Source organism: Halorubrum salsamenti (genome assembly GCF_007671685.1).
Classification (GTDB): domain Archaea; phylum Halobacteriota; class Halobacteria; order Halobacteriales; family Haloferacaceae; genus Halorubrum; species Halorubrum salsamenti.
In genome coordinates this window covers 371,182-395,569 of the sequence record NZ_VCNL01000001.1, presented here as the reverse complement: position 1 = coordinate 395,569, position 24,388 = coordinate 371,182, and the positions used below count along the sequence as shown (strand labels likewise).

Here is a 24,388-nt window from a genome sequence, read left to right as displayed (position 1 = left end):
AGCGATTCCGAGCCGTCCTTCGCAGTTCTTTCCTGCTCTCCCCCCAACTCTCTCCAACTCTCACCCAACTCTCTCCTACTCTCCCGTCGCTCCACCGTCGGTGTGCGCCGTCCGGACGGATTCGGCGCGCCAGACGTTGCTCCGGCGACCGGCGCGCGACAGTTCCATCTTAACCACCGAGCCCACCGGGAGGTCTGCGACGCGCTCCCGCGCGTCCTCGTCGGCGTACTCGACGACGTGGTACGTCTCGTTGCGCGGATGTGCACGTACCGTGGTGCAATCGTGATCGTTCTGTTCGGAAATGACGGTATATGCGTCGGGTTCAGACATCTTATGCCGTTATTCTTGAACATACTACTTCAATACTGCGTATATTCACTACGGTCGTCGATCAGGTGGTAATACGAATATAAGGTGTTTGGAAGCCGAAACGACGGCGACGCGTCACGTCCGCGAATCCGCTCGCCGACGCGGGCGATTCACCGAACGACGGTCACGGGCGACGCGGAGCCCCGGACGATCTTCTCGGCGATGTTGCCGACGAGCAGTCGGTCCGCGAGACTCCCGCTGTGGCTGCCGATAATGACGACGTCGAATTCCTCGCTCGCGTCGACGACCGACCGCGCCGGATGGCCGGCCATCACCTCCGTGTCGATCTCGATCCCGCTCTCGGCGGCGATATCGCGGGCGTGTTCGAGCAGATCGCTCGCCTGTTCCCGCGCCGCCTCTTCGGTGTCGTCGGCGAGCGCGAGGCCCGCCGCCCCGCCCATCATCGAGGAGGGCTGGCCCACCACGTGGAGCACGACGATCTCCGCGTCCGGGTGCGCCTCCAGCGCGAACCGCAGCGCGCGCTCCGCCATCTCCGACTCGTCCATCGGCACCAGCACGCGGGATATCATATCCGGACTACGACGGACGCACGGATAAGTGATATGTTCTCACGGATCAATCCCGTTCCGTCTCGGGACCAGTGGCGTCCCATCTCGACATCCCGTTGCCCGAAACGGTCGCAGGTGCCGCCGGGACAGACCAGCACGCATATCTCCGCGGATACCGCACCAAGAGGCATGGAATCCAGCCGGTCGGACGACGACCCCGTCGGCGTGGCGCTGTTCGTCGACGGGCCGAACGTGTTGCGGGAGGAGTTCGACGTCGACCTCGACGACGTGCGGGTCGCGGCGGAGGCGGAGGGGCAGCTCGTGACGACGCGGCTCTACCTCGACGAGCACGCGACTCCGGGACTGATTCAGGCGGCGGAGGCCCGCGGCTTCGAGGTCGTCGTCACGAGCGGCGACGTCGACGTGAAGCTCGCGGTCGACGCCGCGCGCTTCGCGGCCGAGAGCCGGATGTCGACGCTCGCGATCGCCTCGCGGGACACCGACTTCAAGCCGGTCGTCGAGACCGCGAACGGATACGGGATCCGGACGCTCGCGATCGCGCCCGGCGAGTTCGGCCGGTCCGACGCCCTCCGAAACGCCACGACCGACTCGGTGACGCTCGACGGCAGCGAGGACGACGGGGAAGCCGACGACGAGTCGTAACCGGCGACGGACCGTCGATGGAGCGGCGCCTCCGTCCCCTAGCGATCGCGCTCGTCTCTGACCTTCCGCCGCGCCGTTATCCGCCCGAGAAGGAGCGCGCCGAACCCGCCGGTGGCGGCGGCGAGGCCGCCGAATCCGATCGCGGTCGGGAGAACGCCCACCCGCGCTATCGCGGCGTCGACGCCCACTCGGAACCAGCCGAGGTTCGGGACGACGAACAGCGCCTTGGCGGAGATCCACTCCTCGCGGACGATCGGGGCGATCCCGGCGCTCTGGTCGTACTCGCCGTTGGCGTCGCCGTAGGTGACGTACCCGTCGTAGGGAGCGGGACAGGCCGCGATCGTCGAGCAGTCGCCGTCGAGCAGCATGGGGTCGGCCCGCTCCGTCCAGTCCTCGCCGGCGGTCACCGGAAAGGCGATCCGGTGCATTATCGGCCGCTGGCCGTCGCTCGGCGGATGGAACACGACCACGTCGCCGGCGCTTCCGAACGTGGCCGGCGCGCCGGGTTCCGCCGCGCCGACGAGCCCGCCCCACGGGAACCGGTCCGTCGCCGTGACGACGACGAGGTCGCCGCGCTCGACCTCCGGGGCCATGCTTCCGCTCTCGACCGCGACGAACGGGGGCCACGCGCCCGCGACCGCGGCGACGACGACCGCGACCAACAGGACCGCAGCGGCGGGCGCGAGCAGGCCGGAGAGGTTCCGCGTCACGTACGATACCGGGGGAGGAAACGGCTTGAGGCTGTCGGCAGTGGAACTCTTTCGGGAGCGTCGTGATATCCCCGAGAGGTGCGCGATGGTAAGACCTTAGGTGGGGCCGAACAACCGTTCAGCCATGTCAGACCGACGCACCCCTCTCCACGGGGTCCACGCGGATCGCGGCGCGAAGTTCACCGACTTCGGCGGATGGCAGATGCCGGTCGAGTTCGACTCCATCAGCGAGGAGCACGCGGCGGTCCGCGATTCGCTCGGGATCTTCGACGTGTCACACATGGGTGAGATCGAGGTGTCGGGGCCGGACGCGGCCACCCTGATGAACCGGCTCACGACCAACGACGTGACCGCGCTCGACCCGGGCGACTCCCAGTACGCCGCGATCACGAACGAGGACGGCGTCATGCTCGACGACACGGTCGTCTACCGCCTCCCGGACGGGATCGAGGCGGGCGACAGCGCCGCCGCGCTCGCGGGACTCGACCGGGACCTCGACGCCGGCACCGGCGACCCCGCGTACCTCTTCGTCCCCAACGCCGGTCACGACGAGCAGATGTACGACCGGTGGGTCGACTACCGGGACAGCGAGGGGCTCGACGCCGCGGTCACGAACGCCACCGACGACTGGGCCATGCTCGCGGTGCAGGGGCCGGACGCGGCCGACGCGCTCGACGACGCGACGCCCACTGACCGGGTCGTCGATCTCTCGAAGTTCGAGGCGACGGTGGCGGCGGTCGACGAGGCGGACAGCTGGGTCGCTCGAACCGGTTACACCGGTGAAGACGGCTTCGAGGTGATGTGCCCGGCCGGCGACGCCGAGGCCGTCTGGCGGACGTTCGCCGACGCGCCGAGCGACGCGCAGCCCTGCGGGCTCGGCGCGCGCGACACCCTCCGGGTCGAGATGGGGTTCCTCCTCTCCGGGCAGGACTTCGATCCCGAGACCGAGCCGCGGAGTCCCTACGAGGCCCGGATCGGGTTCGTCGTGAAGCTCGACACGGAGTTCGTCGGTCGCGACGCCCTCGAGGCCCAGAAGGAGGAGGGCGTCGACGAGAAGTTCGTCGGGGTCCGCCTGCTCGAGCGCGGCGTCCCCCGAAACGGCTACGCCGTCACCGACGGCGACCTCACGCGGATCGGCCAGCTGACCTCCGGGACGATGAGCCCCACGCTCGACGAGCCGATCGGGTTGGGGTACCTCCACGAGCAGTACGTCGAGCCGGGCACCGAGGTGAGCGTCGTCGTGCGCGGCGATGAGAAGCGCGCCGAGGTCGTCGTTCCCCCGTTTTTAGACCGGTAACGCGTTTATAGCTCCCCCTCGACCGCCTCCGCGTGAACGCTCCGGATCACCATGTACAGGCGCCAGTGGTCGACGCCGAGTCGGTCGGCGAGGTCTCGCACCGCGTCGAGGAACCGATCGTACGCGTCGACGGTCATGGGCTCCGGATACGGACCGTCGAGGTCGGCGCCGGCGCGAGCGTCGTCGGTCAGCGCGGCGACGGTCACCCACTCGCGCTCGCCGACGACGAAGTACGCGTCGGGATCGAGGAACCACAGCAGCGCGGAGGCGACCGCCACGTCGATTCCCGGAATTCGGGTGAGCGCGTCGAGCGCGCGGTGGTGAGGGGGGTCCCCGATCTCGTCGTCCAGCGCGTCGATCGCGTCCCACATCGCGCCGCGTAGCTCTCGGGGCTCCACGTCGGAGACGGCGTCCTCGACCGCGCGCCGCTCCTCGTGATCGATGTCCGTCACGGCCCGTCGGAAGTACCAGCGGACGATCCACTCCACGTCCCGCTTGCCGTACTCGCCGGCCCGGAACGCCTCTGAGAGCGACCCGATCGCTTCCGCCTCAACCGGGTGAAAGGGGGCCGATTCTCGGTACGCCTCGACGTGGTCGGCGACGTGATTCTCGACGTCGGCGAGCGAGATGTCCATGCCGGTCGAACGGTCCCGGTCGACAAAACGGTTCGGCGGGGTCGACGAAGTCGGCGGGCGGTGACCACGCGGCCCGCCGCGGAGGATCGGACCAGTCCGAGACCGGAAATCACCGACACACTCATGCAGGAGGCATCACAGATCGTTACGTATGATCGTACGTCAAGGTGAGAACCATGTCGACTGAGGGTGACGAGCCGGTGAAGACCATCTGCCCGTACTGCGGCGTCGGCTGCGGGATCAAGGTGAACCAGGGCGACGACCCCGGCGACGTGAACTTCATGCCGTGGGGGGAGGCGCCGGTCAACGAGGGACGCGTCTGCATCAAAGGCGGCGCGGCGACGCAGGTCGTCGACCACGAGGACCGGCTCACAGAGCCTCTGATAAAGGAGGACGGCGAGTTCCGCGAGGCGTCGTGGGAGGAGGCCTATTCGCGAATCGTCTCGGAGATGGAGGGTATCCGCGACGATCACGGTCCCGACGCGATGGGCTTTTTCGGATCCTCGAAGACGATGAACGAGGAGAACTACCTCCTCCAGAAGATCGCGCGCCGGTACGGCACGAACAACGTCGACAACTGCACGCGGATGTGCCACGCCTCGACCGTGTGGGCGCTCCGGACCAGCCTCGGCGCGGGCGCGATGACGAACAGTATGGCCGACTTAGAGGAGTCCGCCGACGTGCTCTGGATCCAGGGCGCGAACCCCGGCGAGCAACACCCGATCGCCAACAGCCAGTACTTCCGGCAGGCCGTGCTGGAGGGCGCGACCGTCATCCAGGTCGACCCGCACGCCAACAAGACCACCCGGTCGTTCGAGATCGACGAGACCGAGCGGCACATGCACCTCCAGCTCAACCCCGGAGCCGACATCCCGCTTCTCAACGTCGTCCTGAAGACGATCCTCGAACGCCACGAAGAGGAGCCGGACGCGGGCTGGATCGACGAGGGGTTCATCGAGGAGCGCACCGAGGGGTTCGAGGACCTGAAGGAGACGCTCGAAGACTTCGACAAGGAGGCGGCCGCCGAGGAGGCCGGCGTCCCGCTCGAAGATATCGAGCTCGCCGCCGAGAAGTACGCGATGGCGAACAACGCCGCCATCTTCACCGGGATGGGGATGAGCCAGCACACCTGCGGCGTCGACAACGTCCAGAACGAGATCAACCTCGCGCTGATCACGGGGAACCTCGGCAAGCCCGGCACCGGCGTCAATCCCCTCCGCGGGCAGAACAACGTTCAGGGGACGAGCGACGTGGGCGCGATGCCGAACGTCCTCCCGGGCTACCAGCTCGTCGACGACGACGAGGCACGGGAGAGCGTCGAGGACGTGTGGGGGTTCGAAGTCCCCGACGAGCCCGGCCTCACCAACGTGGAGATCTCCCACGAGGCGGGCCGCTCGGTGAAGGGGCTGTACGTGATGGGCGAGAACCCGATCATGAGCGAGCCCGACGGTAACGAGGTCGAGAAGCGCCTGAAGTCGCTGGACTTCATGGTCGCACAGGACATCTTCATGACCGAGACCGCGGAGCTCGCGGACGTGGTCCTCCCGGCGACGACGTGGGCGGAGCGCGGCGGCACCGTCACCAACACCGACCGCCGGGTCCAGCGCATGCGCGGCGCCGAGAAGGTCCACGAGAACACGAAACACGACCTCGACATCCTGATGGAGGTCGGGAGCCGCCTCTTCAGCGAGGACGAGTTCCGGTTCGACGACGTGGAGGCCGTCTTCGAGGAGCTGCGCGAGGTGTGTCCGATCTACCACGGGATGACCTACGACGCGCTCGGCGAGACTGGGCTCCAGTGGCCCTGCTACGAGGAGGGCGACGAGGGCGATCAGTACCTCTACGAGGACTCGTTCGACACCGAGAGCGGGCTCGGGCAGATCGAGGGCGTCCGCCACCAGCCGCCGGCGGAGGTGCCCGACGAGGAGTATCCGCTGATCCTCACCACCGCTCGGCTCGAAGAGCACTACAACACGGGGACGATGAGTCGGCGGTCGCCGACGCTCTCGCGCCAGCACCCGGAGAACTTCGTCGACGTGCACCCGAACGACGCCGAAGAGTACGGCATCGAGGAGGGTGACATGGTGACGCTCCGGTCCCGACGCGGCGAGATCGAGGTGAAAGCGCAGGTGACCGAGGACATCAAGGAGGGCGTCGTCTGGACGACGCCGCACTTCGCGGCCGCCTCCGCGAACCGACTCACGAACGACGTACTCGACGAGCGGGCGAAGATCCCCGAGTACAAGGCCGCTGCGGCGGACATCGCGGTCACCGTCACCGACGGCGGAGAGAGAGCGAACGACGGCGGCGAGTCCCAGGACGGCGCGGAGCCGGCCGACGACTGAACGCTCGCCGTCCCGCGACCGGTTTTTTATCGGCCGAGAACGCTTCCAAGACTCATAACCGTCCCGAGAGAAGGCTTCGGTATGGTGCACGCAGATCCGACGGTCGACGGAGCCGACGTAGCCGACGGACCGGAGTCCGACCTCGCCGTCGCGCGCGCAGCGACCCCGCGGCCCATCGAGGAGGTCGCGGCCGACCTCGGGCTGACCCGCGACGAGATCGAACCCCGCGGCGACGGGATCGCGAAGCTCACGCAGTCGGCCGTCCGCTCCGCGGTCGCGGGCGAGCACGACGGAACGACCGTACTCGTCACGGGGATGACCCCGACGCCGAAGGGAGAGGGGAAGACCGTGACCTCGGTGGGGCTCGGACAGGCGCTCTCGGGGCTGGGTGAGTCCGCGGCGGTCGCGGTCCGAGAGCCCTCCCTCGGTCCCGTCTTCGGGATCAAGGGCGGCGCCGCCGGCGGCGGGTACTCGCAGGTGCTTCCGATGGAGGCGATCAACCTCCACTTCACCGGTGACATCCACGCGCTCACGGCCGCGCACAACCTGATCTCCGCGACGCTCGACAACCACCTCCATCAGGGAAACGACGCGGGTATCGACGTGCGCCGCGTCCACTGGCCGCGCGCGCTCGACGTCAACGACCGCGCGCTCCGCGAGGCCGTCGTGGGACTCGGCGGCCCCGCACGCGGCGTCCCGCGGGAGGACGAGTTCGTCATCACGGCCGCCTCGGAGCTGATGGCCGTCCTCGGGCTCGCGGAGGACCTCGCGGACCTCAAAGAGCGGATCGGTCGGATCGCGCTGGCCGAGGACGCCGACGGAAACCCGGTCACGCCCGACGACCTCGACGTCACGGGGGCCGCAACAGCACTCTTACGCGACGCGTTCCGCCCGAACCTCGTCCAGACCGTCGAGGGCGTCCCCGCGTTCGTCCACGGCGGCCCGTTCGCCAACATCGCGCACGGGACCAACACGCTCGTGGCCGACCGCGTCGGCGCGTCGCTCGCCGACTACCTCGTCACCGAGGCCGGCTTCGGGGCGGACCTCGGCGCCGAGAAGTTCGCGCACGTCGTCGCCCGCCAGGGGATCGTCCCGGACGTGGCCGTCGTCGTCGCGACGGTCCGCGGCGCGAAACGGCACGGGCTGGAGATGTGGCCGGCCGACTTCGACACGTTGGACGCGACCGACCCCGAGGCGGTCCGGGCGGGCGTCGACAACGTGAAACGCCACGTCGAGATCGTGGAGTCGTTCGGGATCCCCGCGGTCGTCGCGGTCAACGTCTTCCCGGACGACGCGGAGTCGGAACTCCTCGCCCTGGAGTCGACGCTTTCCGACGCGGGAATCGCTGTCGCGCGGTCGACCGCCTACCGCGACGGCGGCGAGGGGGCGATGACCCTCGCGGAGTTGGTCCGCGAGCGCGCCGGAACCGGGGCGTTCGAGCCGCTGTACGACCTCGACGCCCCGCTCCGCCAGAAGATCGAGACCGTCGCTCGCGAGGTGTACGGCGCCCACGGCGTCGAGTACGTCGACGGCGCCGACGAGGACCTCGACCGCGTCGAGGCGTGGGGGTACGGTGACCTCCCCGTCTGCCTCTCGAAGACGCCGTACTCCTTCGCGGACGACCCCTCGCTGACCGGCGTCCCCGAGGGATGGACGCTCACCGTCCGCGAGGTGTCGCCGTCGGCGGGCGCCGGGTTCGTCGTCGTCAAGACCGCGGACGTGATGACGATGCCGGGGCTCCCCGCCGAGCCGGCCGCGGAGGACATCGACGTCGACGCCGACGGCGACGTGAGCGGGCTGTTCTGAGGCGCGGTCCGCGATCTCGGCGTCCGGTCGTCGCCGGCGTCCTTAGTCGCCGCCGTCGATCGCCCGTTTCTCCTTCTCGACGACCTCGACGCCGGAGATTCCGGTGTCCGGGTACCCTCCGTCCTCGTCCTTCTCCGCGGCCTTCACCATGTCCCAAACGACGTTGAGACCGGTTGTCACCCCCTCCAGCGCCTCCATCTCGCAGCCGGTCTTCCCGGTCGTCTCCACGGCGACCGTCAGCTCGATCCGGTCGTCGCCGACCGCGAAGTCGGTGTCGACGTTCGTGATCGGGATCTGATGGCACATCGGGATCGTCTCCCAGGTGTGTTTGACGGCCTGCACTGCGCCCACTCGGGCGGTCGCCAGCACGTCGCCCTTCCCGACCTCGTCGCCCTCGACGGCCGCGATCGTCGATGGCGTCAGCCGGATCTCGCCGCGCGCGACCGCGCGACGGCTCGTGTCGGGCTTGTCGCCCACGTCGACCATTCTGACCTCGCCGGACGCGTCGGTGTGGGTCAGCTCGGAGGCGGAGCCGTCTTCGGGATCGTCACTCATCACGCATCGCCTCGGGAAGCCGGTCGGGTAAGTCCGTCGCCACGAGCCCGTACCCCATCTCGTCGGCCGCCGCGTCGCCGGCCAGCCCGTTGACGTACGCCCCGACCGCGGCGGCGCGGAACGGGTCGGTCACGGCCGCGAGCGCGCCGACCGCGCCCGCGAGCACGTCGCCGGTCCCGCCGACGGTCATCCCCGGGTTGCCAGTGCGGTTCAGTCGGACCGCGTCGCCGTCGGTGACCACGTCGTAGGCGCCCTTCACGAGCAGGGTGTGGCCGATCTCGTCGGCGAACGACCGGACGAGCGCCGCGCGCTCGTCGGGGTCGTCGGCGGTCTCGCCGCCCATTCCCACCAGTTCGCCCTGATGCGGCGTGCAGACCAGCTCGGCGTCCGTGTCGGTCTCGGGGACGACGCGCAGCGCGTCGGCGTCGACGACCGCGCGCCCGTCGTACCGCGACAGGAACCGCCGGACGAACTCGCTCGCGCCGTCGCCGAGCCCCGGACCGATGACGACGACGTCGTTGCCGGCGGCGAGCTCCAGCGCGCGGTCGACGTGGGCGGGACCGATCCGGTCGCCGGGAAGCCCGCGGACGATCAGGTCCGCGGAGTACCCCTGTACCGTCCGCGCGACCGTCTCCGGGCAGGCGACGCGGACGAGGTCGGCGCCCGTCCGGAGGGCCGACCGGGCCGAGAGCGAGGGCGCGCCGGTGTACGGGCCGCCCCCGATCACGAGCACCTCGCCGTTCTCCCCCTTGTGGGAGTTCGGATCGCGCGCGAGCCCGAGCAGGTCGCCGGGACCGGCGAACCGTTCCGCGGCCGCCGGGATGCCGATGTCCGCGACGGTCACGTCGGCGTCGAGCGCCGCCAGCCCGGGCTTCTCGTCGTGGAAGGTGACGACGCGGTCGGCGTCGACACGAACCGGCTCGCCGGCCTCGCTCTCGGCGGGTCCACCCGACCCGGCGCCGCTCCCGGTCGGCTCGCCGGTGTCGGCGTCGATCCCGGAGGGAACGTCGACGGCGACGACCGCGGCGTCGCTCCCGTTCACCAGCCGCGCCGCGGTGCGCTCCGGCTCTCGGAGCGCGCCCGCCACCCCGGTTCCGAGCATCGCGTCGACGATCACGTCCGGGTCGTCGAGCGCGAGATCGGCGGCGTCGGTGACGGCCTCGGTCGGAATCTCGGCGCTCTCGAGCGCCTCCCAGTTCTCGCGGGCGATCTCGGTCCGGATCGACTCGGGGCGCCCGAGCAGGCGGACGGCCACGTCGTACGCGGAGAGGAAGCGAGCCGCGACGAACGCGTCCCCGCCGTTGTTCCCGCGTCCGCAGAGCAGTTCGACGCTCGCACCGGGGTCGGCGAGCGCCCGGACTTCGCGGGCGACCGCGTTGCCGGACGACTCCATCAGCTGCTTCCGAGGGACGCCGAGGGCGGCGGCGTTGGCGTCGACCGCCGCCATCCGATCGCTGGTGATCATGGGCGGGCGTTCGCGCTCCGAGTGATTAATGGTGGGGCTGCAGGGCGACGGGCGTCTTCCCACCGGAATCGCGTCGGTCGGGAAATGAAAATGTTGATGCACGTCCGAGGGAAATCCGCGACGTAACAACCGTGGCACAGCCTGGATACGACAACGGCGCTGCGGGACGATCCGCGCGCGACGACGGCGCGACGGCGGCCGATGAGGCGATGACGGCCGCGGTCAGCGGTGGATCGGCGCAGTCGCCTGCCCCCGGTGAGTGTTCCGACGGTGGTGCGCGACAGACGACACGTCGACGGCGAGCCCTCGCATGAACATCGGATTCTTCACCGACAGCTACTTCCCCGGCATCGACGGCGTGACGTATACGATCCGCGCGTGGCGGGACCGGCTCGAGGACCGCGGCCACGAGGTGTACGTCGTCTACCCGGCGAGCAGCCACGACCCCGACGAGCGCGAGATACCGGTGCCGTCGCTGCCGAATCCCTTTTACAGCCAGTACCGAGTCCCGACCTACCGACGCCTCTCGACGCTTCCGGACCTCGACGTGGTACACTGTCACGGCCCGGCCTCCACCGGACTGATGGGCCGTCGATACGCGAAGAAGCACGACGTGACTTCCGTGTACACCCACCACACGCCCGTGGAAGACTACTTCGTTCAGGGGCTCAAGCTCGAGTTTCTAGCGGGGATCGCCGGTCGGGCGTACGTGGCCTACGAGAACCGGTTCCTCCGGTCGTTCGACTGCGTCACCGCGTCCACCTCGCGGATCCGGCGGGACGTGACGCCGCGGAAGCTCCCCGTCGGCATCGAGACCGACACGTTTCGGCCGGTGGAAGGCTCGAAGTTCGCGAGCGACGAGCCGACGGTGGGGTACAGCGGTCGGATGACCCGGAAGAAGCACGTCGACGAGATCCTCCGACTCGCCGACCGGCGGCCCGATTTGCGGTTCGAGCTGGTGGGCGAGGGGCCGGTCCGGGACGACCTCGAAGCGATCGCGCCGGCGAACGTGCAGTTCCGCGATTTCCTGCCGCGAGAGGACCTCCCGGCGTTCTACTCCGCGCTCGACGTCTTCGTCACCGCGTCGACCTGCGACACGCTCGGGCTCTCGACGCTGGAGGCGAACGCCTGCGGGACTCCGGTCGCCGCCGCCGACGTGCCCCCGTTCGACCGCACTATCGGCGACGACAACGGGGCCCGCTTCGAACACGGCGATCTCGACGATATGGAGCGCGCCGTCACCGACTGCCTCGACGGCGACAGGCCGACCCGCGCGGCGGTCGGGGGGTTCTCCGTCGAGCGAACGATAGACGACCTAGAGGAGATATACGGGGTGTCGTAGATGGGCGCGGACAACGTCGACGTCTTCCAGCGGCTGGTGTTCAGCGTGCCGGCGCTCTCGCGGCAGCTCCCCGCGATAGCGGTCCTCGCTCTGGCCTACAGCGTCGTCGCGTTCGCCGCCTTCTCGGCGTTCACGCCGCTGTCTCCGGAACCGTCGACCCTCCTTCCGATCGCCGTCCTGCTCTTCTTGCTCCCCTTCCTGTTCGCCGGAGAGCTGTTCCACCGCGTCCTCCCGCGGTATCCGCGGACGTGGAGCTTCTTCCTGGCGCTGATCAACCAGTTCGTCACGTTCGTCTACGCGTTGATCCTCTCCGGGGCCAACGACGTGGGGAACGCGTGGAGCATCGTCTGGCTCCTGTTTATCACCATCTACCTGATCAACATCCTCGCGCTCGTCCTCTCGACGGGGATCGACCGCTACAAGCGGATCCTCGTCGTCGGGCTCGCGGAGCCGGCGGCGCTGATCGCCGCGTTCTACGCGTTCGCCGGGGGGGACCTCGGGTTCACGACGTACCGGCACGTGTTCGCGTTCGCCTCGCTCCTCATCGCGGCGGCGTTCCTCGTGCTGGTGCTCGGGATCGTGGACTACCTCATCCGGAGCAACACCGACGTCTCCGCGTTCGAACTCACCTCCGGCATCCTGCGGAACGACCGCGCCTCGCTCGATCTGGGGGTCGAGGCCGAGCCCGCCGTCGAGACGCTCGCGATCGACAACGGCGACCGGCTGACCCTCGCCGCGCCGTGGGTCCACCCCGGCCCGCTCGGCGGGTTCGGCGGGGGCCAGCTGAGCGGGAACGTCATCGACGCGTTAAACGACGGCGCCGAGGGGGAAAGCGGGTTCTTCCTCCACGTCCCCTGCACGCACAAGGAGGACCTCTCGAACCCGGACGACGCCGAGACGATCCTCGACGCCGTCGCCGACCCCGATTGCGTCGCCCGTGCGTCGCGGCTGGTGCACCACGACTACGGCGAGATCGAGTTTCACGGCCGGCGGATCGGCGACAAGCAGGTGATCTACCTCCACGGCGAGGGGATCGACGACTACGACACGGGCGTGTTCATGGGCGACGTGGACGAGTCGGAGGTGCTGCTCGTGGACCTCCACAAACACGACCTCCAGAACGGCCCGGAGAAGGAGGTGTTGTACGGCTCCTCGGAGGCGGACCGGCTGAAGCGCCACTTCGACGACTTCCGCGACCGGCTCGCCGACGCGCCCCTCCGCGACTACGCGGCGGGCTTCGCGGTCCGCCGCGCGGACCAGGACGTGGCGGCGCTCGTCGAGTCGGTCGACGGGCAAGAAGTCCTGCTGATGGGGATCGACACCAACGGGATCACGCCGGACGTGCGGGAGCTGGCGGCCGACTACCGCGAGGAGTTCGACGAGGTCCTCGTCTTCTCGACGGACACCCACGCCTCGATCCACGAGCTCGCCAACACGACGCGGTCGGACACCGACGCGCTGCGCGAGGCGGTCGAGCGCGCCGCCGACGACGTGGCTCCTGCGACGGTCGGCCTGACGAGTCGGACGACTCGCCCGCTCAAGCTCCTGAAAAACGACTACAACGGGCTCGTGTTCAGCGTCAACATCCTGATCCGGCTGACGATCATCGCGCTCGCGATGCTGTACGCGCTGCTCGTCATCTGGCTGTTCTTCTGACCGGCGGGACTTTCTCTCCGTCCCGAGTACGGCCGGTATGCGAACAGTGGCGATCGATAGCGGGAGCGGGTGACGTGGATCGGTCGGTGGTTCTGTATGAGTGACCGAGTGGTGTCGCTGGCAGCTGTTTATACGCGATCGACGGCTCTCCCGTGGCGGACCTCCAGGCTGTCCCTCTGAGTTCCGCCCCGTACCACTGGAAGACGTTCCTGCTCGCTTCGCTGCGCGGGCCGCGACTTCCGCGCTCCCGCTCGTTCCACTCGCCGGACCGGGACCGCAACCGCAGCCTCACACCTCCCCAGCCTCGTCGGTCGCCCTCCGCGTCACTCCGGGCGACCGACTCCAACGAGGGACCTCCGGTCCCTCTGGCAGCCGGCGCTACGCGCCGGCGACCTCGCACCGGGACGCGCCACCGCGCCGCTTTTTTATAAGCGATCGTCGTCACTACTTACCACTATTTAAATATCGTATCACTGCCGCCAAACAGCGACACTCATTCCCGCGATTAATCGGTGGTCATCATCGACCGACACGCCCTCACCCGCTACGGGACGGCCGCGTCGGACACTTCGAACCGCGCGCCTCCGTGGCGCTTTCCCCGGCCGTGAGCGTCGGCGACGCCCTCGACGTACGCGAGGCCGAGGCACTGAGAGCCTGGTCGCCCATGTATACCGTCCGAGATACCGACTCCACTGACAAAAGCGGCCCCGTTAGATGGAGGTACATTCCCCCGTATTGACCTCCTCCCGCGCCTGAAGACGCGGGAATCCCACCACGGGATTTCAGGCCGAGTGTAGCCCTCTGGTTTCAAGACGCATACGTCTCAAGCGTCTCCTGCTGGGTTTCAGCATCGGCTTGGGTGTCTTGTGGGGCGGTCAAACGCCCCCCATCCTCAGCCGAGTCATTGCCATCCGTGTGTTCTCTTGAATGGCGCTCTCCACTGAGGTAGCGATCTGCGATATTTATCGCGCCGTTCACGTCCGCTTGGTACTCGCCCATCCAGCAAGCGTCGTTCGTACACTTGAACGTCGCCTATCGCGGACGATACCCGACCTCACCGCAAGCGTGGCACTCCTTCGACGTGTTGCGTGGGTTCACCGTCTCGACGGGGATCCCCTTCTCGACGGCTTTGTAGCGTATCTGCGCGTGGAGTTTGGCGAATCCCCATCCGTGGAGACGCCGGTTCATGAAGTCGCCGTAGTCCATCGACTCCCGTATGTACGTCAGATCCTCCAGAACGAGAACGGGATTCTCGGCGGACTCGGCGTACTCCACGATTTCGCGGGTGGCGGTGACGTGGAGATACCACGTCCCGTCCCGCTCAAACAGCTGGCTCTCGCCCATCTCCGCGTCTCCTGCGTTCAACGCTTCCAACCAGTCCCGTTGGTCGGGATTCGGTTGTGCTGGCATCCAGAGGTGGTAGTCCTCGTGGTGCGGAATTTTGACGTACCACTCGATAGCGTTCTCGGGCTTGTGGTCGATCCGTAGTCCCTCATTGGTGAAGCGGACAGGATGGTCGTCGTGGAGTTCGTCCGCGTTATATGTCGTCGTGAGTTGCGGAACGTATTGTTTGAGCGCGTTCTTCGCGTACCCACTCAGATCGTAGTTGACCGCCACATCGTTCGCTTCGGTCTGCGAGGTACATTCAGCGTCGAATGCGTCTTGAAGGGCGTGCTGGTAGGCTTCTCGCGTTTCACGGAGGGAACTCGTCGCAGAAGCCATCGAACACGACTGTGACGTGATCGCGTTCGAGAACCTGACCGGAATTCGTGAACGGATGGCGAACGCCAAGAAGTTCCACGCGTGGGCGTTCCGACGCTTATTCGAGTACGTCGAGTACAAAGCCGAAGTCATCGGCATCTCGGTCGAGCAGGTGAGTCCCGCGTACACCTCCCAGCGATGTTCGAAGTGCGGGACGACACTCCGAGAGAACCGCGAGACGCAAGAACGGTTCTGTTGCCAGAAGTGCGGTTACGAAGTGAACGCCGACTACAACGCGGCGAAGAATATCGGCCTGAAGCATCTCCGCTCGGCGCAAACGTCGTCGGGCGGAGGCGCACCCGTAAACGTGCGCTTGAATCGCGGGACGTTGAATGTGAACGGCGATTACGAGCCTGCCAGCGATGGCCAGAACAGGAGTCCACGCGAAAGCCCCACTCACAACGAAGCGAACGGCGAAGCCGTGAGCGAGTAGGGCGGGGTAGTTTACCCGAGGCTACCGGCGATCGACCGAATGTCACTCTCGATCTGCCACGGCGAGTACCGGGCTAAGGGGAAGCAGATCGCCGTGTAGACGACGACGCCGGTCGGAATCAAGACGACGAGTTCGACGAGCGGACTCACCTCGATCAGCTTGCGCACCTGCCAGAGGCCCCCGAACATACCGCCAGCAGCGACAGCCGGGTAGAACCACTCCCTGACGAGCGCCATCGAGTCGGTTTCGGTGAGCCGTGAGACGATGTACACGTCGAGGGGCAGCATCGGGAACACGTACACCCCGACGACGACGAGCGCGACGCCCTCGATACCGAACCGTTCGGCCGCCGGCCAGATCAGTATCGCGATACAAGCGACCCGGAGCGCGGAAAGCTTCGCTATCAAATCCGGGCGGTCAAGCGCCTTGTAGACGGACCCGAAGTTCCGCGTGATGGAGTGAAACAGCCCGTACAGCGCCAGTAACTGCATCGGGAGGATTATCCGCGTCCACTCTGACCCGAGGACCACCGGGACGAAACTCGGGGCGACGAGCGCGATACCGAGCGACATCGGGATCGTGACGAATCCCGTGAGGCGCGTCGTCGCGAGCAGCGCCTGACGGAACTCCGCCGGGTCGTCTTGGAGTTTCGAGTACGCGGGGAAGCTGACGCTGGCGAAGACCTCCGACACCTCCGATGACGGCGTGTCGGCGATCCGGTACGCGTACTGGTAGAATCCGAGCGCGGTCGCGGAGATGAACCAGCCGACGAAGGCGTCGTCGCCTTCCTTATACAGAAAGTAGAAGACCGACGACGCCGTGATCCACTTCCCGTAGTCGATCAGCTCTTTCGCGATCGAGACGTCGAACGACGGCCACGGTCGGTAGTCGTGGACGAAATACGAGAGTCCGAACCGGAAGACGTCCGCCGACGCGTACGCGAAGACGAGCGCCCAGACGGTCGGCGAGACGAGTGCGTAGCCGACGCCGACGAAAAACTGGACGAACCCGCCGCTGACCTTATAAATGAACTCCTTGTGGAACTCGAGGTCCTTGCGGAAGTAGACGACTCCCGGGTTTCGGAGTCCGAACAGGAGCGGACCGACCCCGATGACCCGGATCAGCGGCGTCGCGGACGGCTCGTCGAAAACGCCCGCAATGACGGGAGCGAAGGCGAAAAGCACACCGAATATCACGGCACCCCGAGCCGCCTCGAGACACCACGCTGTATCCAGATAGTCATCGATGTTTTCGGACTTGTGCTGGATGAGCGCCGTTTTCAGGCCGATTTGCGAGAAGTTCCGCGTCGCGCTCAACGATATCAGCGCGATCCCGACGAGCCCGAACTGCCGGGGCGCGAGCAGTCGAGCGAGAACGATCAACATCAGGACCTGCAGGAATCGACTCGAGAGCTTGATCCCCCCGGCCCACATCCCGCTCTGGACAGTGCGATCGAGTAACGATCCGCTTGGAATGACCTTTTCCAAGAGGGCACGGAGACGGTCCTTCACGGTCGTCTCTCGATGCGCTCAGAGTGGAACCTCATAGGTGGTCCGTGGACGGTCTGCTCATACGGTAGTCTCACTCGAACGATCGGAGTTCGCGAGAGCGGGACAAAGGTAATCACAGTGTAACTCGGTTACCGACTTCACAACTCGAGGGATACTGCTCGAGAACGCGGACCGGGATGAGGGACTCTCATCGCCACTTACCGCTGTCTCGTATAGACGAGCCAGACGAACACAAAACATAAATTATATAACTATTTCCATAAAAGCTTAGAACAATCACTAAAAATCATGTATAATGGGCGAAATAGAAGACCAAAGTAACAACCAGGCCGATTCGGTGGTCGAGATCGAACTCACCGTTCAGGACCCCGCGTATCCGTTCGTCGGCGTGTCCGAGAAAGAGCACTGTCGGGTTGAACTCGCAAACATCATCCCACGTCCGGAAGCGCAATACGCAGAGTTCTTCAACGTGTTAGGTGCGCCTCCCGCCCGAATTACGCGCCACACGGACACGTACGAGACCGTCGAAACATCGCTTCTCAGCGAATACGACGACGGTGGCTTATTCGAATTCGTCGTATCGGGGAACTGTCCGGCGTATCGGCTCGCCGAACTCGGGGCCCTCCCGCAAACCGTCGAAGGCGTCGACGGCCAGGGGCGCATCGTCGCCGAGATCCCATTGAGATACGATCCGGCAGGAGTTACAGAGCAGTTCCTCGAGGAACATCCGGAGTTCGAACTGATAGCGAAGCGGACGAGAGATACGCACGCGTCGATGTTAACTCCCTCGACGCTCCAGCAACCGGTCCTCAACGATCTGACCGATAGACAGCGGGAAGTCCTGCAGAGCGCGTTTGAGATGGGTTACTACGAGTGGCCGCGCGGCTGTACGGGACAAGACGTCGCTGACGAACTCGGGATCACGTCGGCTACCTTCTCGGAACACGTCTTCGCAGCCGAGCGCAAGATCCTCACGTTCCTGTTTGAAAATTCCGACGACGGTCGCGCGGCCGGAGACGCGTGACAGGGTGTGAGAAGCGGCCGAACGTCACTCTTCGTCGTCCGTTCCGGGCGAAACGGCGATCCACCCGTCTGCGTCGACGGTGACGTTACACCCCTCGAATGTGAACGTTACACAGCCGCTCGTGAACCGGCGTGGAGATTCGAAGAGCAGATCAAGCGCGTCGGGGTCGACCGTCTCGTAGAGCGGCCCCAGCTCATTCGGCTCCGTTCCGAGAGCGTCCGCAACCGTCTCGACGACGCGGATCGAGGTGGGCGTATCGGGTCCACGGACGAACTTCGACGTGTACGCGTTTGGCGCGATATCGGAGCACAGATCTTCAGCTTCCAGTCGAGAGTAGTTGCGTTGGGCCATGAGATCACTGTGGTTTGGCTGCTGTCCGGTAGAACAGAGCGGGCAAGTGGCCTTATGCTCCGTCCCTATCTCTGAAGGGTTGTGACGGTCCCGGCGATCCCGACACCGCCGAACGGGCGGAATCGACGCCCGACGCCCGGTCAGAGCTCGACTCCCGACGGGATCAGGCTCTCGTTGCGCAGGAGGTTCCCCTCGTGGTCGTACACGAGGAAGGTGTGTTTGTCGTAGCTGACGAGCCGCTCGCCGTCGACGTCGATCTCGACCCGATAGTGGGCGTCCTCGTCTCCCGCCGAGTCGCGAGCGGCGTGAATGAAGGGGAGTACGTCCGTGGCCGTCTCGTTGAGCTCGAGGACGAAGTCTCCAGTGTAGCGGTTCGTCACGCCGACCACGCCCTCCGGGTCGTCCTCGGTCGAGAGGGGCTCACGGAGCCGGAACGCCACGTCGACGTCGCCAGCGTCGAGGAGGTCGCCGTCGGTCCCCGAGAGCCGGTCTCGGAGGAGCCCGTCCGGTCCGTGGAAATCGATGCGGACCAGCGGCGTCGCCGGCTGGTCGGCGTCGTCGTCGACGCCCTCGACGGTCAGCTCGAAATAGTCACGCCGCATTTCCTGTCCGGTACTTTGCGGTCGTCCCGTATGAACGTAACGGGCGGATCCCCGCTGTGGGCGACTCGCCGCTGATAATCGCCGGGGGGATTTTAAACCGCCACGACGCATACGGCTCCGTAACGACGATGGCGAGTGACGCGCGCGAGGAGGACGTCGGGGACCGCATCGAGGCCCTCCGGCGGCGGCTCTCGCGGACGTGGGAAGTGCTACGGGGGTCCGACATCGACGTTCGACCCTTCAGACCGGGCGCGGACGGTCCGCTCGCCGCCTTCGCAGTCCCCGACGGGGAGCGCGAGATCGACCGGTACTGGGTGAACGCCCCGTACGCGTACGTCGTGATCACCTACGACGAGACGGAGAGCGAACACCGGTACTACGCGGTCGAGCCGGAGCTGGACCGGTTCGAGCGCGACCTCCTCGACCGCGTGGTCGACGACATCCGCGACCCGTTACTATACCGCGAGGGCACCGGACGGACCGACGAGGAGACCCTTCGGACGGAGCTTGAGGGACTGTTGGAGGGGTACGGCGTCGACGTCGGCATGGACACGTTCCACGCCCTCTCGTACTACCTCTACCGCGACTTCCGCGGCTACGGGAAGGTCGACCCCCTCCTCAACGACCGTCACATCGAAGACATCTCGTGTGACGGCTACGACCTCCCGATCTTCGTCTACCACGACGACTACACCGACATCGAGACCGACGTCTCGTTCGGGGAGTCGGAGCTCGACAACTACGTGATCCGCCTCGCCCAGCAGTCCGGGCGCCACGTCTCCGTGGGGGATCCCATGGTGGAGACGACGCTCCCGGACGGGTCGCGCGCGGAGCTCGCGCTCGGCGAGGAGGTGACCCCCCGCGGCTCCGCGTTCACGATCCGCCAGTACGCCGAGGACCCGTTCACGCCGATCGACCTGATCGAGTACGGCACGTTCTCGGTCGAGCAGATGGCGTACTTCTGGCTCTGTATCGAGCACAACAAGAGCCTCATCTTCGCGGGCGGCACCGCCTCCGGGAAGACCACCTCGATGAACGCGGTGTCGATGTTCGTCCCGCCGCGCGCGAAGGTCCTCACCATCGAGGACACCCGCGAGCTCTCCTTATACCACGACAACTGGCTCTCCTCGGTCACTCGCGAGCGCCGCTACGAGGGCGCCGACATCGACATGTACGACCTGCTCCGCTCCGCGCTGCGCCACCGCCCCGAGTACATCGTGGTCGGGGAGGTCCGCGGGGAGGAGGCGATCACCCTGTTCCAGGCGATGAACACGGGCCACACCACCTTCTCGACGATGCACGCGGACTCGATCGAGACGGTGATCAACCGGTTGGAGAACGAGCCGATCAACGTGCCGCGCGCGATGGTCCAGTCGCTCGACATGCTGTCGATCCAGACGCTGACCCGCTCGGGCGACCAGCGCGTCCGGCGCGCGAAGACGGTCGGCGAGATCGGCGGGATCGACCAGCGCACCGGAGAGCTCGACTACTCCTCGGCGTTCGAGTGGGACGCGGAGACCGACGAGTTCAGCCGGAACGACTCGTCGCTGATGGAGGAGATCGCCGACGAGCGCGGCTGGTCACGGTCGGAGCTGCTCCGCGAGGTCCGGCGGCGCGAGCGGTTCCTCGAACTGCTCCGCGGGCTCGGCGTCACCGACTACCGGGCGTTCACCGCCCTCGTCAACGAGTACTACGCCGACCCCGAGAGCGTGATGGACCGGCTCGAAGAACGGAGCGACGGCGACGGCTGTCCGAGCGAGACAGACGATCGCGCCGAGACGGACGCCGGCGACGGATGATCGCGTACCTCCCCTTGCTCGCCGCGCTCGGGTGTTGTCTGGCGCTGCTGCTGCCCGCGGTCGACGACGGGGCCGACCTGGTCGTCACCCGCGTCGCGCTGTCGCTCTTCGGTGACTACGTCGGCGAGGACGGACCGCGGCGCCGCCGTCAGCGCGACCTGATGCGCGCCGCCCACGTCGCGGGCACCCATCGGACGTACGCCGCCAAGACGCTCCTGTACGCGGGCGTGCTCGGCGTCGCCGGCAGCGTCATCGGCGTGTACGGCGCGGCCGGGCTCCTCTCGGCGCTCGAGGTGAGCGAGGCGGCCCTGGGCGAGACGCTCCCCGCGTCGATCGCGTTCGTCGCGGGGGTGACCCGGCTCACGGAGCTCGGGCTCCCCGAGCTGTTCCTCCTGTTGACGCTGGCGTCGGCGACGCTCGGCGCCGCGCTCGCGATCGGGATGTACTACGGGCGATGGGAGCTGCTCGACCAGCGCGCCCACGCCCGGGGGGCGGAGATCGACGCCACCCTCCCGCGCACCGTCGCGTTCATGTACGCGCTCTCTCGGTCGGGGATGCCGTTCCCCCGCGTGATGGACACCCTCGCGGAGAACGAGGCAGTGTACGGCGAGGCGGCGACGGAGCTGTCGGTCGCCGTCCGCGACATGAACGCCTTCGGCACCGACGCGCTCACCGCGCTCCAGCGCATCTCCCGACGCACTCCCAGCGACGACCTGGCCGACTTCGCGGAGAACCTCGCGTCCGTGCTCGGCACCGGCCAGCCCATTTCGACGTTCCTCAGCGACCAGTACGAGCTGTATCAGGAGGAGGCCGAGTCGAAACAGCAGCAGTACCTCGAACTCCTCTCCACGTTCGCGGAGGCGTACGTCACCGCCTTGGTCGCCGGCCCGCTCTTTTTCATCACCATCCTCGTCGTGATCGGGCTCGTGTTGGAGGACACGCTCCCCCTGTTGCGCGTCGTGGTCTACCTCGGCGTGCCGCTGGCGACGTTCGGGTTCGTGGTCTACGTCGACAGCGTCACGCAGGGGATCGGCGGCACCGAGACCGTCGACCTCTCGGAGGCGACCGAGGACGGATCGAAGGCGAGGAGCAACGGCGGCCCGGCCTCCGCGGGCGACGCGACGCAGACCGACGGGGGCGCGCAGACCGACGGGGGCGCGCAGACCGACGGGGGCGCGCAGACCGACGGGGGCGCGCAGACCGACGGGGGCGCACAGACCGACGGGGGCGCGACGCGCGGGTCGTCAGTGGGCGACCGCTGGACGACGAGCCGCGAGCGACTCCGGGCGTACGACGGGATCCGGTCCCTCCGTCGGTGGGTCGCCTCGCCCGTCGAGAGCGTGCTCGCGGAGCCGCGCACGGCGTTCCTCCTCTCCGTTCCGCTCGCGGTCGTCGGCCTGCTCGTGACCGCCTTCCCGATCGCCCTCGGACCGCCGACCGAGATGGTCGCGCAGGTCGAGACGCCGGTCGTCGCCGCGACCGCGCTCGTGCTCGCGAGCTACGCCGTCGTCTACGAGGCGCGCAAGCGCCGAGTCCGCCGGATCGAGTCGGCGGTCCCCGACTTCCTCGACCGGCTCGCCAGCGTCAACGAGGCCGGCACCTCCGTGGTCGGAAGCGTCCGCCGCGTCGCGGACTCGAACCTGGAGGCGCTGAGCGACGACCTGCGGCGCACCCGGCGCGACATCGACTGGGGCGCCGACGTGGGCACCGCGCTCCGGCGGCTGGAGCGACGGGTTCGGTCGCCGATGACCTCGCGGGCGGTCGCGCTGATCACGAACGCGATGCGCGCCAGCGGCGACATCGGTCCCGTGCTCCGAATCGCGGCCGACGAGTCGCGCTCGACGTGGTCGCTCCGCCGAGAGCGCCGACAGGTCATGCTGACGTATCTCCTCGTCATCTACATCTCCTTCCTCGTGTTCTTGGGGATCATCGCCTCGCTGTCGGTGTCGTTCATCCCCGCGATCGAGGAGGCGGCGATCTCCGGTTCCGGCGCCGGAACCGGCGCAAGCGACCTCCCCGGCGCGCCGGGCGGCCCCTCGGGGATCACGGACGGCCTCGGAGACATCGACGCGAGCGCCTACGAGCAGCTGTTCTTCCACGCCGCCGCGATACAGGCGGTCTGCTCCGGGCTCGTCGCCGGTCAGCTCGGTGAGGGAACGGTGAAGGACGGGGTGAAACACGTCGTCGTCCTGCTTCTGCTGACGCTCGCCGCGTTCTTCGTCATCGACCTGTTGTGAGCCACTCCCGGGCGACCGATGGCGTCGCCGTCGCTCGGCGGCCGCGGCCACCGAAGCTAAATCGGTCCGGAACGACCGGCCGATATGGACCCGGAGTCGACTCGTGATCCCGACCCGACCGGCGGGCCCGAGCGGACCGCCGACCCGCAGTCCGCCGGCGATCCCCGGTCGACGTACGACCGCATCGCCGCGCACTTCTCGAAGACGAGGGAGTACGCGTGGCCGGAGGTCGAGTCGTTTCTCGACGGACGCACCGCAGCGCGTGCGCTCGACGTCGGCTGTGGCAACGGGCGACACACGGAGTCGCTCGCCGGACGCGGGGAGGCGGTCGTCGGCGTGGACCTCAGCCGCGAACTCCTGCGCGAGGCGATCGAGCGGGCCCGAGAGCGCGGATACGACAAAACCGCGTCGTTCGTCCACGGCGACGCCGCGAGCCTGCCGGTCGCGACCGACGCGGTCGGGCTCGCCGTCTACGTCGCCACCCTCCACCACCTCCCGTCGCGCGAGGCCCGAGTCCGGAGCCTCGACGAGCTCGCGCGGGTCCTCGCGCCGGGCGGGACCGCGCTGGTGAGCGCGTGGAGCACGGCGCACGACCGGTTCGACCGGGATGAGGGGTTCGACACGACGGTCGACTGGACCCTGCCGGGCGGCGAGACGGTGCCCCGGTACTATCACATCTACTCGCCCGCGGAGTTCGAGGCCGACCTCGCGGAGAGCGCCCTCGATCTCGTCGAACTCGAACTGTCAAGCGGGAACTGCTACGCGACCGTCACCGGCCCTTCCGAGTGAGCGTCACTTCCGATACCGCCGTCGGCGGGTCAACGGGACCGCGTCGACGCGTCGACGCCGAGAGCGAACCGGAAGGCGAGAGCGGCTCGGAGACCCACGCCGATCCGGGGTCGGAAGACCCCGCGTCACGCTCTGCACGGAGGAGACGGACGCGTGGCTCGACGGGTCGTCCGACGGGAACGCAGAAGGGTAGCCAGCCGCACCGCCTACCGCGGCGGTCGAGTCACGGGTCGTCTCAGTCGGCGACCGTCTCGTGGCCGGTCCGTGCGTCCTCGGCGAGCGGCGTCACGATCTTGTAGGCCGCGTACAGCCCGAGCACTGCGATACCGGCCAGCACGACGCCCGTGCGGATCTCCGGCGAGATCAGCGGGGTCGCGACCACGTCGCCCGCCTCGTTCGTGATCGGGACGGGACTGTACGGCTGCCCCGCGATCAGTTCGACGAGCCCGAGCCCGACGATTCCGAGCAGCATCAGTCCCGCGCTCAGCGCCATCGCCGCCTTGTCGATGATATCAGTCATTGGATGTCA

General features: G+C 67.5%; 20 protein-coding genes and 2 pseudogenes. 11 read left to right on the top strand and 11 right to left on the bottom strand.

The genetic code is table 11. The features are described from left to right. Window positions 1-75: 75 nt before the first annotated feature. A complete protein-coding gene (locus FGL94_RS02030) occupies window positions 76-330 on the bottom strand; it encodes a hypothetical protein (protein ID WP_144920442.1) in 255 nt (84 codons plus the stop codon). Window positions 331-479: 149 nt separating this feature from the next. Beyond that, window positions 480-899 (bottom strand): universal stress protein, encoded by a 420-nt coding sequence (locus tag FGL94_RS02025; RefSeq protein WP_144920440.1) that lies wholly within the window; start codon window positions 897-899, stop codon window positions 480-482. A gap of 168 nt (window positions 900-1,067) precedes the next feature. Here FGL94_RS02025 and FGL94_RS02020 point away from each other — a divergent pair, with 168 nt between their 5' ends. Beyond that, entirely contained in the window at window positions 1,068-1,541 is a 474-nt protein-coding gene (locus FGL94_RS02020; protein ID WP_144920438.1) for an NYN domain-containing protein, read from the top strand. Window positions 1,542-1,579: 38 nt separating this feature from the next. On the opposite strand, the gene FGL94_RS02015 is transcribed toward FGL94_RS02020, so the two are convergent. Further along, window positions 1,580-2,251, bottom strand: coding sequence for a S26 family signal peptidase (locus FGL94_RS02015; protein WP_144920436.1), 672 nt, complete (start codon window positions 2,249-2,251; stop codon window positions 1,580-1,582). Window positions 2,252-2,375: 124 nt separating this feature from the next. Here FGL94_RS02015 and gcvT point away from each other — a divergent pair, with 124 nt between their 5' ends. After that, entirely contained in the window at window positions 2,376-3,548 is a 1,173-nt protein-coding gene (gcvT, locus tag FGL94_RS02010; RefSeq protein WP_144920434.1) for a glycine cleavage system aminomethyltransferase GcvT, read from the top strand. 5 nt (window positions 3,549-3,553) lie between these two features. On the opposite strand, the gene FGL94_RS02005 is transcribed toward gcvT, so the two are convergent. Next, entirely contained in the window at window positions 3,554-4,183 is a 630-nt protein-coding gene (locus FGL94_RS02005) for a hypothetical protein (protein WP_144920432.1), read from the bottom strand. Between the two features lie 176 nt (window positions 4,184-4,359). On the opposite strand from FGL94_RS02005, the gene fdhF reads away from it, so the two are divergent. Next, the gene (gene fdhF / locus FGL94_RS02000; protein WP_144920430.1) at window positions 4,360-6,528 is read left to right on the top strand and encodes a formate dehydrogenase subunit alpha; all 2,169 of its coding nucleotides are present in this window, start codon (window positions 4,360-4,362) and stop codon (window positions 6,526-6,528) included. Between the two features lie 81 nt (window positions 6,529-6,609). Continuing rightward, window positions 6,610-8,334, top strand: coding sequence for a formate--tetrahydrofolate ligase (locus tag FGL94_RS01995; RefSeq protein WP_144920427.1), 1,725 nt, complete (start codon window positions 6,610-6,612; stop codon window positions 8,332-8,334). A 42-nt stretch (window positions 8,335-8,376) separates the two neighbouring features. On the opposite strand, the gene moaC is transcribed toward FGL94_RS01995, so the two are convergent. Further along, on the bottom strand, window positions 8,377-8,889 hold the full coding sequence (moaC, locus tag FGL94_RS01990; RefSeq protein ID WP_144920425.1) for a cyclic pyranopterin monophosphate synthase MoaC: 513 nt from the start codon (window positions 8,887-8,889) through the stop codon (window positions 8,377-8,379). Further along, a complete protein-coding gene (locus FGL94_RS01985; RefSeq protein ID WP_144920423.1) occupies window positions 8,882-10,354 on the bottom strand; it encodes an NAD(P)H-hydrate dehydratase in 1,473 nt (490 codons plus the stop codon). The genes moaC and FGL94_RS01985 overlap by 8 nt, the downstream gene beginning before the upstream one ends. Before the next feature lie 310 nt (window positions 10,355-10,664). Between FGL94_RS01985 and FGL94_RS01980 the strand changes: the two genes are divergently transcribed. After that, window positions 10,665-11,696, top strand: a complete 1,032-nt coding sequence (locus tag FGL94_RS01980) for a glycosyltransferase (RefSeq protein WP_144920421.1) — start codon at window positions 10,665-10,667, stop codon at window positions 11,694-11,696. After that, window positions 11,697-13,352: a DUF2070 family protein gene (locus FGL94_RS01975; protein ID WP_144920419.1), complete on the top strand. Its 1,656-nt coding sequence runs from the start codon at window positions 11,697-11,699 to the stop codon at window positions 13,350-13,352. A gap of 807 nt (window positions 13,353-14,159) precedes the next feature. Here FGL94_RS01975 and FGL94_RS01970 read toward each other — a convergent pair. Then, window positions 14,160-15,053: pseudogene (locus FGL94_RS01970) on the bottom strand (IS200/IS605 family accessory protein TnpB-related protein); the annotation flags it as partial. Between FGL94_RS01970 and FGL94_RS01965 the strand changes: the two are divergent. Next, window positions 15,052-15,546: pseudogene (locus FGL94_RS01965) on the top strand (RNA-guided endonuclease InsQ/TnpB family protein); the annotation flags it as partial. The pseudogenes FGL94_RS01970 and FGL94_RS01965 sit on opposite strands and share 2 nt — an antisense overlap. An 11-nt stretch (window positions 15,547-15,557) precedes the next feature. On the opposite strand, the gene FGL94_RS01960 reads toward FGL94_RS01965, so the two are convergent. After that, complete coding sequence (locus tag FGL94_RS01960; RefSeq protein WP_186313315.1) at window positions 15,558-17,057, bottom strand: lipopolysaccharide biosynthesis protein; 1,500 nt, start codon at window positions 17,055-17,057, stop codon at window positions 15,558-15,560. Window positions 17,058-17,352: 295 nt separating this feature from the next. On the opposite strand from FGL94_RS01960, the gene FGL94_RS01955 reads away from it, so the two are divergent. Next, window positions 17,353-18,081, top strand: coding sequence for a helix-turn-helix domain-containing protein (locus FGL94_RS01955; protein ID WP_144920417.1), 729 nt, complete (start codon window positions 17,353-17,355; stop codon window positions 18,079-18,081). A gap of 24 nt (window positions 18,082-18,105) precedes the next feature. Here the strand turns inward: FGL94_RS01955 and FGL94_RS01950 are convergent, their stop codons facing one another. Further along, window positions 18,106-18,432 carry a HalOD1 output domain-containing protein gene (locus FGL94_RS01950; RefSeq protein ID WP_186313314.1) on the bottom strand — a complete coding sequence of 109 codons (327 nt, stop codon included), beginning with the start codon at window positions 18,430-18,432 and terminating at the stop codon, window positions 18,106-18,108. Window positions 18,433-18,572: 140 nt separating this feature from the next. Continuing rightward, window positions 18,573-19,034: a DUF5793 family protein gene (locus FGL94_RS01945; protein ID WP_144920415.1), complete on the bottom strand. Its 462-nt coding sequence runs from the start codon at window positions 19,032-19,034 to the stop codon at window positions 18,573-18,575. Between the two features lie 128 nt (window positions 19,035-19,162). Here FGL94_RS01945 and FGL94_RS01940 point away from each other — a divergent pair, with 128 nt between their 5' ends. The 3 genes from FGL94_RS01940 (at window position 19,163) to FGL94_RS01930 (ending at window position 23,859) form a co-directional block, all read left to right on the top strand. Continuing rightward, window positions 19,163-20,833: a type II/IV secretion system ATPase subunit gene (locus FGL94_RS01940; RefSeq protein WP_144920413.1), complete on the top strand. Its 1,671-nt coding sequence runs from the start codon at window positions 19,163-19,165 to the stop codon at window positions 20,831-20,833. Beyond that, a complete protein-coding gene (locus FGL94_RS01935) occupies window positions 20,830-23,070 on the top strand; it encodes a type II secretion system F family protein (protein ID WP_144920411.1) in 2,241 nt (746 codons plus the stop codon). Before FGL94_RS01940 ends, FGL94_RS01935 begins: the two co-directional genes overlap by 4 nt. Before the next feature lie 84 nt (window positions 23,071-23,154). Further along, the gene (locus tag FGL94_RS01930) at window positions 23,155-23,859 is read left to right on the top strand and encodes a class I SAM-dependent methyltransferase (protein ID WP_144920409.1); all 705 of its coding nucleotides are present in this window, start codon (window positions 23,155-23,157) and stop codon (window positions 23,857-23,859) included. Window positions 23,860-24,094: 235 nt separating this feature from the next. On the opposite strand, the gene FGL94_RS01925 is transcribed toward FGL94_RS01930, so the two are convergent. Next, a complete protein-coding gene (locus tag FGL94_RS01925; protein WP_144920407.1) occupies window positions 24,095-24,379 on the bottom strand; it encodes a hypothetical protein in 285 nt (94 codons plus the stop codon). Window positions 24,380-24,388: the final 9 nt, after the last annotated feature.

Coding starts and splice junctions, on each gene's coding strand:
- FGL94_RS02030 (WP_144920442.1), bottom strand. CDS start 330: ATGTCTGAACCCGACGCATATACCGTCATTTCCGAACAGAACGATCAC.
- FGL94_RS02025 (WP_144920440.1), bottom strand. CDS start 899: ATGATATCCCGCGTGCTGGTGCCGATGGACGAGTCGGAGATGGCGGAG.
- FGL94_RS02020 (WP_144920438.1), top strand. CDS start 1,068: ATGGAATCCAGCCGGTCGGACGACGACCCCGTCGGCGTGGCGCTGTTC.
- gcvT (WP_144920434.1), top strand. CDS start 2,376: ATGTCAGACCGACGCACCCCTCTCCACGGGGTCCACGCGGATCGCGGC.
- FGL94_RS02005 (WP_144920432.1), bottom strand. CDS start 4,183: ATGGACATCTCGCTCGCCGACGTCGAGAATCACGTCGCCGACCACGTC.
- fdhF (WP_144920430.1), top strand. CDS start 4,360: ATGTCGACTGAGGGTGACGAGCCGGTGAAGACCATCTGCCCGTACTGC.
- FGL94_RS01995 (WP_144920427.1), top strand. CDS start 6,610: ATGGTGCACGCAGATCCGACGGTCGACGGAGCCGACGTAGCCGACGGA.
- moaC (WP_144920425.1), bottom strand. CDS start 8,889: ATGAGTGACGATCCCGAAGACGGCTCCGCCTCCGAGCTGACCCACACC.
- FGL94_RS01985 (WP_144920423.1), bottom strand. CDS start 10,354: ATGATCACCAGCGATCGGATGGCGGCGGTCGACGCCAACGCCGCCGCC.
- FGL94_RS01980 (WP_144920421.1), top strand. CDS start 10,665: ATGAACATCGGATTCTTCACCGACAGCTACTTCCCCGGCATCGACGGC.
- FGL94_RS01975 (WP_144920419.1), top strand. CDS start 11,697: ATGGGCGCGGACAACGTCGACGTCTTCCAGCGGCTGGTGTTCAGCGTG.
- FGL94_RS01955 (WP_144920417.1), top strand. CDS start 17,353: ATGGGCGAAATAGAAGACCAAAGTAACAACCAGGCCGATTCGGTGGTC.
- FGL94_RS01950 (WP_186313314.1), bottom strand. CDS start 18,432: ATGGCCCAACGCAACTACTCTCGACTGGAAGCTGAAGATCTGTGCTCC.
- FGL94_RS01945 (WP_144920415.1), bottom strand. CDS start 19,034: ATGCGGCGTGACTATTTCGAGCTGACCGTCGAGGGCGTCGACGACGAC.
- FGL94_RS01940 (WP_144920413.1), top strand. CDS start 19,163: ATGGCGAGTGACGCGCGCGAGGAGGACGTCGGGGACCGCATCGAGGCC.
- FGL94_RS01935 (WP_144920411.1), top strand. CDS start 20,830: ATGATCGCGTACCTCCCCTTGCTCGCCGCGCTCGGGTGTTGTCTGGCG.
- FGL94_RS01930 (WP_144920409.1), top strand. CDS start 23,155: ATGGACCCGGAGTCGACTCGTGATCCCGACCCGACCGGCGGGCCCGAG.
- FGL94_RS01925 (WP_144920407.1), bottom strand. CDS start 24,379: ATGACTGATATCATCGACAAGGCGGCGATGGCGCTGAGCGCGGGACTG.